Here is a 9,802-nt window from a genome sequence, read left to right as displayed (position 1 = left end):
GTCCGGGTGTGACTGGGGGCGCACTTTCGCGATCGGGGTGGTATCGACTACGCTCATCGATCGAGCCAAGTTACCGGCGGGTAAGGGGCTTCGATCGTCTTCGGGGGATTTCGGTCGGACGTCCCAGTTGGTGTCGCATGTGGGTGTGAGCTGCAACAGCGTCCGCTACAGTGACCCCAACCACAAATGTCGCCGGTACGTGTGTGGTCACACCGATCGCAGCGAGGGGGCAGCGAATGTCTGGGAGGATGCCGTGGGTGTAGAGGTCAGTGTCGAGGGGCTCACCAAATCGTTCGGATCGCAGAACATCTGGCGTGATGTCACGCTGACGCTGCCCAAGGGGGAGGTGTCGGCATTGCTGGGCCCGTCGGGTACCGGCAAGTCGGTGTTCCTGAAGACGCTGATCGGTCTACTCCACCCCGAGCAGGGGTCGGTGGTCATCGACGGTACCGACATCACCCAGTGCTCGGCCAAGGAACTCTACGAGATCCGCAAACTGTTCGGCGTCCTCTTCCAGGACGGCGCGCTGTTCGGTTCGATGAGCCTCTACGACAACATCGCCTTCCCCTTGCGTGAGCACACCAAGAAGAAGGAAGACGAAGTCCGCGACATCGTGATGGAGAAGATCGACCTGGTTGGTCTGGCCGGTGCCGAGGACAAACTGCCCGGCGAGATCTCCGGTGGTATGCGCAAGCGCGCCGGTCTGGCCCGCGCTCTGGTGCTCGATCCGCAGATCATCTTGTGCGACGAGCCCGACTCGGGCCTGGATCCCGTGCGTACCGCCTACATCTCCCAGCTGCTGATCGACATCAACGCGCAGATCGACGCGACGATCCTGATCGTGACGCACAACATCAACATCGCCCGCACCATCCCGGACAACATCGGCATGCTCTTCCGCAAAGAGCTGGTGATGTTCGGTCCGCGCGAGCAGTTGCTGACTTCCGAGCAGCCGGTGGTCAAGCAGTTCCTCTCCGGCGACCGCTTCGGCCCGATCGGCATGTCCGAGGAGAAGGACGAGGCCGTGCAGAAGCAGGAAGAGGCGATGCAGGCCGCTGGCATCGGTGGTGGCGGCACCAAGGACGACTTCTCCGAGATCATCCCGCAGGTGCAGCCCAATCCCGGGATGCCCGAGCGCAAGGCGATCGCACGCCACCGCGAGCGGGTACACGAGCTGCTGCACACCCTGCCACCGAACGCGCAGGAGGCCATCCGCCGCAGCATGGAAGAAGAAGACCGCATGCGCGAGGAGATGGCCACGCACGCCGACGAGCAGCAGACCGTTGCCGTCGGTGCGGGACAGGGGTCGGGGGAGTGGACCTCTGCAGGTGGTGACGACTACCCGGGCAGTGACGCACCGACCCAGAGCTGGGCGACTCCGCCGGCCGCGGACTCCACGGTGACCCAGCCCATCGAGACCGGCCGCCACCAGCAGCCCAACGACGGTCGGAGTCAATAAGAATGGCCAGTGCCACCACGCGTGGCGTTGATCGGATAGCTCAGGCCGGAACGGGCGCGCTCGCCCAGACCGGCAACATCGTGCAGCTCTTCGTCGATGTCGCGCGTCAGTCCTTCGTGCGCCCGTTCCAGTGGCGGGAGTTCATCCAGCAGGCCTGGTTCATCGCGAGTGTCACGATCTTGCCGACCGCGCTGATCGCCATTCCGTTCGGCGCGATCGTCTCGCTGCAGACCGGCTCGTTGATCAAGCAGCTCGGTGCCGAGTCGTACACCGGTGCGGCCAGCGTGCTGGTGGTGATCCAGCAGGGATCACCGCTGGTGACCTCGCTGCTGATCGCTGGTGCCGCCGGTTCGGCGGTGGCCGCCGACCTCGGGTCGCGCACCATCCGCGAGGAGATCGACGCGATGGAAGTGCTGGGCATCAACCCGATCCAGCGTCTCGTGGTGCCGCGGGTGCTCGCGATGGTGTTGGTGGCGATGCTGCTTAACGGACTGGTCGCCGTGGTCGGCATCGGTGGTGGCTACTTCTTCAACGTCGTCGTGCAAGGTGGTACGCCCGGCGCCTACCTGGCGTCTTTCGGAGCGCTCGCGCAGTTGCCCGACCTCTACATCTCCACCCTCAAGGCCGCGATCTTCGGTGTGCTCGCCGGCGTCGTGGCCGCCTACAAGGGCCTCAACCCCAAGGGGGGACCGAAGGGAGTCGGTGACGCGGTGAACCAGAGTGTGGTCATCACGTTCCTGCTGCTGTTCCTCGCCAACCTGATCATCACTGCGGTCTACCTGCAGATCGTTCCGCCGAAGGGAGGCTAGGCGATGGCCGGTGATGGTGGCGGCGTGACAATCGCGAAGTCGCGGCCCGAGTACTACATGTACGAGGCCCGAAAACAGCTCGGCAAGCCCCTCAAGGTGCTCGACGGCGCCGGCGAGCAGATGTCGTTCTACGGACGCACCCTCGCCTGGATTCCGAAGACGCTGGTGCACTACACGCGCGAGGTACTGCGGTTGCTCGCCGAGGTGGCCTTCGGTTCCGGTGGTCTCGCCGTGATCGGCGGCACCGTCGGCGTGATGGTGCTGATGTCGGGCTTCACCGGCGTGGTCGTCGGTCTGCAGGGATACGCGGCGCTGGATCAGTTGGGTTCGCAGGCGCTGACCGGATTCTTGTCGGCGTATGTCAACACCCGTGAGGTGGCGCCGCTGGTGGCGGGACTCGCCTTGTCGGCGACGGTGGGCTGCGGTTTCACCGCCCAGCTCGGTGCCATGCGTATCTCCGAGGAGATCGACGCGCTCGAGTCGATGGCCGTCCCGTCGATCCCGTTCCTGGTCTCCACGCGCGTCATCGCCGGGTTCATCGCGGTCATCCCGCTCTACGTGCTGGGCTTGTTGTCGGCGTACCTGGCCTCCCGTGTCATCACCACCGTGTTCAACGGTCAATCCGGTGGTTCCTACGACCACTACTTCAATCTGTTCCTGCCGCCGGCCGACGTGCTCTGGTCGTTCGGCAAGGTCCTGGTGTTCGCGTTCGTGATCATCCTGGTGCACTGCTACTACGGCTATTACGCGACCGGTGGCCCGGCCGGCGTCGGTGTGGCCGTCGGTCACGCGGTGCGGGCCGCGTTGGTGCTCATCGCGATCCTCGACTTCTTCCTGGGCCTGGCGATCTGGGGCACCACCACGACGGTGCGAGTGGGAGGCTGATCGATGTCGACGCTGCGTCGCCGGCTGCTCGGGCTGGTGTTCTTCATCGTGGTCGCGTTGTTCTTCGTGGTCACCATCACCAAGTTCAACGATGGGTTCACCACCTTCACCAACGTCACCCTCAAGACCGATTCGACCGGCAACGCGTTGCCCGCGAACGCCGACGTCAAGGCGCGCGGCGTCATCGTCGGCGAGGTCCGCGACGTGGAACCCACCGACGACGACGCGGTCTCGGTGACCCTCGGCCTCGACCCGGACATGGCGGCGCAGCTGCCGGAGAACACCACCGCGCGCATCCTGCCGAAAACGCTGTTCGGCGAACGCTATGTGGATCTGCAGGTGCCCACCGACGACGCGTCGGCGGCCACCCTGTCCTCCGGCTCCACCATCTACACCGATGAGAGCGGCAACGCGAAGGAACTGCAGGAGCTGTTCGACGACCTGCTGCCGGTGCTCGATGCGATCCCGCCGCAGGATCTCAACGTCACGCTGACCTCGTTGTCGCAGGCGTTGGCCGGTCGCGGTGAGCAGCTCGGTGTCACCTTCGACGAACTCGACACCATCTTCCGGCGCTTCAACGACAACATGCCGGAGCTACAGGGCACCCTGCGTGGTCTGTCGAGCTTCTCGCAGACCTACTCCGAGGCGCTGCCCGACGTCATCGACGCCCTCGACAACTTCCGCACCACCAACAGAACCATCGTCGAACGCCAAGGCGATCTACGCACGCTGATCGCCACCGTCGGTGTCGCCGCGACCGACACCACGGCGTTCCTGCGACAGAACCGCACCGACCTGATCGACCTCGCCGTCGACTCGGAACCGTTCCTGGTGGGTCTGGCCAAGCAGTCACCGACCTTCGTGTGCACCTTCCGCAACTTCGCCGGCCTGATCCCGGAGTCCCGCAAGATCGTCGGTCAGGGCACCGACAACCCGGGTGTGCGGGTGAACCTGCAGTTCGTCAACCCGCGCGGCCGGTACCTGCCCAACCAGGACGAGCCGCGGCTGCTCGACACCGATCCGCCCGCCGTCTGCTACGAACCGGCGACCGACGGCCGTCCGTTCCCGCAGTATCCCGGCGGTGGTTTGGCCGACGGTTCGTATCAGCCGCCGTCCCGTAACGCCGGTCCGCGCAACGTACAGACGCTGCCACAGCCACAGTTCTCGGCGACACCGGCGGGCAACATCGCCAACCCGTTCGACGACCCGGATTACGTGAAGCAGTTGAAGGTCATCTACGGCGGCGCCAACGGCACCGATCCCGAGAAGGTACCCACCTGGGTCACCACGATCGGCGGAACGTCGCTTCAGGGAGCGCAGGTCACCATCCGATGAAATCCATCACCGGACCGCTGATCAAGCTGATCACCTTCGGCGTGGTCACGGTCATCGCCACCAGCCTGCTGGCGCTGACCATCGCCAACGCCGGCGGCGACGGCGACAGCGACTACAAGGCGGTGTTCTCCGACGCCGCGATGCTCAACCCCGGCGACGATGTGCGCATCGCCGGTGTCCGCGTCGGCCAGGTCACCTCGGTCGACGTGTACGAGCGCAACAAGGCGATGGTCGAGTTCAACGTGGACCGCGACCAACTACCCGAGGGCACCCAGCTCTACATCCGTTACCGCAACCTCACCGGCCTGCGGTACCTGGCGTTGGAGAAGGGCGCCGGCGACCCGAACAAGACGGTCGACACCGGCTACACCTTCGGTGTCGACGGCGCGGACAACACCCATCCGGCGGTGAATCTGACCGAGCTGTTCAACGGGTTCAAACCGCTGTTCCGCGAACTATCGGCCGAGGACGTCAACACGCTGTCCGAGCAGATCATCAAGGTGTTCCAAGGCGAGAGCGGCACCATCTCTCAACTGATCAGCAGCACGTCGGAGCTGACCAATGCGGTGGCCGACAAGGACAAGGTGATCGGCGAACTGATCACCAATCTCACCACCGTGCTCGACACCGTGAACCGCAACGACGACCAGTTCACCGCACTGCTCGACAACACCGAGCAGCTGGTGACCGGTCTGGCGGCGCAACGCGGTTCGGTGGGCTCGGCGATCACCTCCGTGTCGAACCTGACCGCGGTGACCGCGTCGATCCTGCAGCCCACCCGTCCGGCGATCCAGGGTGACATCGCGGGATTGAAATCGCTGGCCGACCAGATCAACGCCCGCGACGAGGACGTCGCGCAGACGTTGACGAATCTTCCGGTGAAACTGCAGAAGATCGGCCGCGCCGCCACCTTCGGCTCGTGGTTCCAGTTCTATCTGTGCGGCATCGACGTGGTGGCCGGCAACGGGAAGTCGACGCTGCTGACGCAGCCACTGATCCCGCTGCCCGACATCAACCACGTGCTCTACACCAGCGCGGCCACCCGCTGCTGGAAGGACGAAAGGCCGGGGGGCTGACCTGTGGCTGACGATCAGCAGAACCGGCCGCAGCCGGATGGCGACGACGCGCAGACCGAACGGTTCTCGACCGAGGACGTTCGCGCTGCCGCCCGCGCCGGTAACCAATCCGAGCAGGCCGAGCCGCAACAGAACGCGCACCCGCATCGTCGATTCGGCGGTCGCCGCACCCCGGTCAGCATCGGAGCCATCGGCATCCTCATCCTGTTGATGACCGCGGTGTCGGCGTTCTTCCTGAACTCGCTGCCGCTGATCGGTGCGGCGGCACGCTACACAGCCCAGTTCTCCGAGGCTGCCGGGCTCAAGCCGGGCGCCGAGGTGCGGGTGGCCGGCGTCAAGGTCGGCGAGGTCGACGGCGTCGCGCTCGCAGGTGACCACGTAGACGTGAAGTTCCGGGTCACCAACACCTGGATCGGCAACCAGACGCAGGCGTCGATTCAGATCAAGACGATCCTGGGCCAGAAGTACCTGGCATTGAATCCGCAGGGCACCGAACCCGCCGATCCCGATGTCGCGCTGACCGATACGGTGTCGCCCTACGACGTCGTCGAGGCGTTCTCGGATGCCGCGGACCAGATCGAGGAGCTCGACACCGACCAGCTCGCCGAGTCGATGGAATCGCTGAGCGACGCGTTCTCCGGAACCGCAGGCGACATCGGACCGTCGCTGGACGGTCTGACGCGGTTGTCGCAGACCATCGCCAGCCGTGACCAGGAGGTGCAGCGGCTGCTCGAAGCGACCAAGTCGACGTCGCAGATCCTCGCCGACCGCAACGAGGAGTTCGTCCGCCTGATCGCCGGCGCCGGGCAGCTGCTCGACGAACTCAACAACCGGCAGCAGGCGATCTCCAAGCTGCTGTCCACGACGACGGTGCTGTCGGATTCGTTGTCGGGGATCGTGGCCGACAACCAGGAGCAGATCGGGCCGGCTCTGGAGTCGTTGCAACAGGTCAATCAGCTGCTGATCGCGCAGAACCAGAATCTGCGCGACACCATCACCTACATGGCGCCGTTCTACCGCCTTTACGCGAACGTGCTGGGCAACGGTCGCTGGTTCGAGTCGGTGGTCACCAACCTGCTGCCGCCGGCGTTGCCGCAGCAGAACACCACCCGACCGCCCAACAAACAGGTACTGCAGAACAACGGCGGAACGGAGGCCGGCTGATGAGCACCGCACCCGACCTCACCGGCACCGCCGGCCCGGGCCGCTGGTTCACTCCACGCCACATCGTCGTGGGTGTCCTCGGGCTGATCGTGGCGCTGATCGTCGCCGGTGTGCTCTGGTGGGCGTTCTCCATGATCGGCACCACCAAGATCACCGCGACCTTCGCCCGCAGCGTCGGCATCTACTCGGGTTCCGATGTCCGGGTCCTCGGCGTCGCCGTCGGCAAGGTCGACGACGTGACCCCGCAGGGCGACACCGTCAAGGTGACGATGACCGTCGACCGCGGCATCGACCTGCCCGCCGATGTGCGTGCCGTGCAGATCATCCCGTCGGTGGTGGCCGACCGATATGTGCAGCTGACTCCCGCCTACAGCGGTGGGGAGAAGGCACCCAAGGACATCACGCTGTCGCTCGATCAGACGATGGTCCCGGTCGAAGTGGATCAGATCTATGACAGCGTGCAGAAGCTGTCGGAGGCACTCGGTCCCGAAGGCGCCAACAAGGACGGCGCGGTCAGTGACCTCGTCGCCACCGGCGCCGACAACCTCGAGGGCAACGGCGAGAAGCTCGGCTCGGCCATCGAGGAACTGTCCAAGGCCACGACCACGCTGAGCAACTCGCGCGGCAACATCGTCGACACCGTCAAGAACCTCGACGTCTTCGTCGGGGCGCTACGGGAGAACGACGCGCAGGTGCGCCAGTTCAACACCCAGATGGCGTCGTTCAACCAATTCCTGGCCGGCGAACGCAACCAGCTCTCGGCGGCGCTGAACAAGCTGTCGGTGGCCCTCGGTGATGTCGCGACGTTTGTCCAGGACAACCGGGAACTGCTCGGCGAGACGGTCAAGGACCTGCAGCCCACCACCCAGGCGTTGCTGGACACCAAGGACCATCTCAAGGAGGTCCTGACCGTCCTGCCCGTCACCATCAACAACCTGATCAACGCCTACGACGCCGAGTCCGGCACATTGGCCATGCGGCTGACCATCCCGGATCTGCAGGACCTGATCGGCGCGCAGTGCCGTCTGCTCGACCTCGGCAAGCTGCTCGACGGAGACCCCGCCGCCGAACAGTTCAGCACCACCCTCGCCCCGCTGATCAGCCAGTGCGAGGACATCGGCAAGCAGATCACCAGTGGTGTCCTCGAGCCACTGCTGCCGGTCCTGCCGTTCGGCATCATGAGCAACAACAAGCTGCAGCGGTACCCGGCGCCCGGCACCGGCCCGGGCAACCCGGATCCGAACCTGGAATCCGGTGCGGAGTCGGCGCCGCCGACCGGCCCGGCGGTCAGCCGACCGTCGACCGCACGTCCCGAGGCGGGTGAGAACTGATGCGACACATCCTGTCCCGCACCCCGCTGCGCGCGGTCATCGGTGCCGCGATGGCGTCGCTGGTGATGGTCCTGGCCGGCTGCGGCAGCAACGGCATCCAGTCGATCCCGCTGCCCGGCGGCGTGGACACCGGCGACAATCCGCGGACCTATCAGATCCAGTTCGACGACATCCTCGACCTGGTGCCGCAGTCGATGGTGAAGATGAACGGCATCCCGGTCGGTCGTGTCGAAGCGGTCGAGGTGCCCGACAACCAGTGGTATGCGCAGGTCAAGGTCGAGGTGCAGAACGAGATCGACCTGTCCGACAAGGCCACTGCAGCCGTGCAGCAGACCTCGTTGCTCGGTGAGAAGTTCATCGAGCTGTCCGAACCCGAGGACGCCACCGAGCTGCCCCGGCAGAATCCGGCCGATCCGATCCCGCTGGGTCGTACCCGCACCGCCACCGACATCGAGCAGGTGCTCGGAGCGTTGTCGATGCTGCTCAACGGTGGTGGCATCAACCAGCTGCAGCCGATCGTCACGGAGTTGAACAAGGCCCTGGAAGGGTCGGTCGACCAGCCGTGCGAAGTCGGGCCGAAGGGCCGCACCTGCCCGGTGTTCCGGAGTCTGTTGGAGCAGACGCAGGGGTTGATCACCGGACTCAACCGGCAGCGCGACGACATCGTCAACGCCATCGACGGTCTGGCACGCCTGTCCACGCGGGCCGCGAACCAGAAGGTGCAGATCGAGCGCATCCTGGACGAGATCCCAGAGGGGGTGGCGGTGCTCGAGGAGCAGCGGCCGCAGCTCGTCGACCTGCTCACCAAGCTCGACGACTTGGGCGAGGTGGGCACCGACGTGCTCACCAAATCCCGCGACTCGCTGATCACCGACCTCAAGGCGCTGCGTCCGGTGCTGACCGAGTTGTCGAAGGCGGCGCCCGATCTGATCACCGCCGCCCCGCTGATGCTGACGCATCCGTTCCCGGACTGGTTGTTGCCCGGTGTGCACGGCGACTCGACCAACCTGTTCATGACGCTGGACTTGCGGCTGCTCAACCAGCTCGAGGCGCTCGGCGTGGGACAGGGGACACCGGAGTACTCGCCGCCGGCACGAGTGGATGTGCCGGTCAATCCCCGCAACCCGTATGTCGGTGACAACGGCCCGCGCTACGGCTGGCCGACCATCACCTTGTTGCCGCCGGGACCGAACTGGCGGCCGGGGCCCAACACCCCGCCGTCGGGCGGGACATACCCGATGAACCCGGCGTCGGGGTCCACGCGGGCGCCGTCGTCGGACGACGAGTCGAGCACCGAGGCCGGGTCCGGATCCGACGACAACGCGGACTTCACACTGCTGCCGCCCGCGCAGCCGGGTCAGCGGTTCATCGACGGGCCGCTGGACATGATCGGAGCGGGGCGGTGATGACAGAAGTGTCCCGAATCCTTACTCACGTCGCGGTCCGCGTCGTGGCACAGATGGGGGTGCGCTGATGTTGTCGAAGATGGCACGAATCCAGCTCATCGTGTTCGTCGTGGTGGGGCTGGTCGCACTGGTCTACGTCGGCGCCAAGTATGCACGCCTCGACCGGCTCGCCGGTTTCGGGCAGTACACCGTCACCGCGTCGATGCCGTCTTCGGGTGGCATTTTCACGAATGCGGAGGTGACGTATCGGGGTGTGCCGGTGGGTCGGGTCGGGCAGTTGTCGTTGACCGATGACGGCGTGGATGTGGCGTTGGAGTTGGATTCGGGTGGTCCGGAG

The 9,802-nt window shown here is 65.5% G+C and carries 9 protein-coding genes; all 9 read left to right on the top strand.

Annotated features, from left to right (window positions below; all coding sequences use genetic code 11):
• Positions 1-253: 253 nt before the first annotated feature.
• Positions 254-1,459: an ABC transporter ATP-binding protein gene (locus OSB52_RS24270; RefSeq protein WP_235723463.1), complete on the top strand. Its 1,206-nt coding sequence runs from the start codon at positions 254-256 to the stop codon at positions 1,457-1,459.
• Positions 1,460-1,461: 2 nt separating this feature from the next.
• The gene (locus tag OSB52_RS24265; protein WP_235723464.1) at positions 1,462-2,268 is read left to right on the top strand and encodes an MlaE family ABC transporter permease; all 807 of its coding nucleotides are present in this window, start codon (positions 1,462-1,464) and stop codon (positions 2,266-2,268) included.
• Between the two features lie 3 nt (positions 2,269-2,271).
• A complete protein-coding gene (locus tag OSB52_RS24260) occupies positions 2,272-3,153 on the top strand; it encodes an MlaE family ABC transporter permease (protein ID WP_235723465.1) in 882 nt (293 codons plus the stop codon).
• Positions 3,154-3,156: 3 nt separating this feature from the next.
• The gene (locus tag OSB52_RS24255; protein WP_235723466.1) at positions 3,157-4,488 is read left to right on the top strand and encodes an MCE family protein; all 1,332 of its coding nucleotides are present in this window, start codon (positions 3,157-3,159) and stop codon (positions 4,486-4,488) included.
• Positions 4,485-5,564, top strand: coding sequence for an MCE family protein (locus tag OSB52_RS24250; protein ID WP_235723467.1), 1,080 nt, complete (start codon positions 4,485-4,487; stop codon positions 5,562-5,564). Before OSB52_RS24255 ends, OSB52_RS24250 begins: the two co-directional genes overlap by 4 nt.
• A 3-nt stretch (positions 5,565-5,567) precedes the next feature.
• A complete protein-coding gene (locus tag OSB52_RS24245) occupies positions 5,568-6,728 on the top strand; it encodes an MCE family protein (RefSeq protein ID WP_235723468.1) in 1,161 nt (386 codons plus the stop codon).
• A complete protein-coding gene (locus OSB52_RS24240; RefSeq protein ID WP_235723469.1) occupies positions 6,728-8,059 on the top strand; it encodes an MCE family protein in 1,332 nt (443 codons plus the stop codon). The genes OSB52_RS24245 and OSB52_RS24240 overlap by 1 nt, the downstream gene beginning before the upstream one ends.
• A gap of 50 nt (positions 8,060-8,109) precedes the next feature.
• Positions 8,110-9,465 carry an MCE family protein gene (locus tag OSB52_RS24235; protein ID WP_372474994.1) on the top strand — a complete coding sequence of 452 codons (1,356 nt, stop codon included), beginning with the start codon at positions 8,110-8,112 and terminating at the stop codon, positions 9,463-9,465.
• Between the two features lie 67 nt (positions 9,466-9,532).
• Positions 9,533-9,802 (top strand): MlaD family protein (locus tag OSB52_RS24230; protein ID WP_266063878.1); only part of this gene is annotated, 270 nt, incomplete at its 3' end.

Origin of the sequence: Gordonia aquimaris (assembly GCF_026262595.1) — a bacterium.
In the GTDB taxonomy this organism is placed as follows: Bacteria; Actinomycetota; Actinomycetes; order Mycobacteriales; family Mycobacteriaceae; genus Gordonia; species Gordonia tangerina.
The sequence above is the reverse complement of the archived record's forward strand: the minus strand, read 5'-3'. Positions and strand labels throughout refer to the sequence as shown.